Genomic DNA, 659 nt, shown 5'->3' on the forward strand with positions numbered 1-659 from the left:
CCGACCCCGGCGATGGGCGCGGTGCTCAGCGCCAAGTTGCTGCCGGAGTTTGGTGGCGACACGTTGTGGGCCAGCGGCATTGCTGCGTATGAAGCGCTGTCGGCGCCGCTGAAAGGCTTGCTCGAAGGGCTGACCGCGACTCACGATTTCACCCGCTCGTTTCCGCTGGAGCGCTATGGCAACACGCCTGAAGCATTGGCGCAGTGGGAAGAGGCACGACGCAAGAATCCACCGCTGTCGCACCCGGTGATTCGTACGCACCCGGTCAGCGGGCGGCGGTCATTGTTCGTCAATGAAGGCTTCACGTCGAAGATCAATGAGCTGTCGGAAACCGAGAGCGAAGCGATTCTGAAGTTTCTGTTCGCCCATGCGACGCGGCCGGAATTCACCATTCGCTGGCGTTGGCAGCAGGACGATATTGCGTTCTGGGATAACCGCGTGACGCAGCATTACGCGGTAGATGACTACCGACCGGAGCGGCGGGTGATGCAGCGGGCGACGGTGTTGGGGGATGTGCCGTTTTTTCGTTGAGCCGTTTTACAGCCAAAAGCCCCTCACCCTAACCCTCTCCCCGAGGGAGAGGGGACGGATTGGGGGATGCTTCAGAGGTACGCCGACCTGATATTGCTTTGCTGAATCCATAATCGAATCGGTATTTC

General features: G+C 59.9%; 1 protein-coding gene. It reads left to right on the forward strand.

Annotation, left to right across the window (positions count from 1 at the left end; all coding sequences use genetic code 11):
* A partial coding sequence (tauD, locus tag BK660_RS30790; RefSeq protein ID WP_123436424.1) for a taurine dioxygenase occupies positions 1-531 on the forward strand: 531 nt, incomplete at its 5' end.
* Between the last annotated feature and the right edge of the window lie 128 nt (positions 532-659).

Origin of the sequence: Pseudomonas brassicacearum (assembly GCF_003732265.1) — a bacterium.
Classification (GTDB): domain Bacteria; phylum Pseudomonadota; class Gammaproteobacteria; order Pseudomonadales; family Pseudomonadaceae; genus Aquipseudomonas; species Aquipseudomonas brassicacearum_D.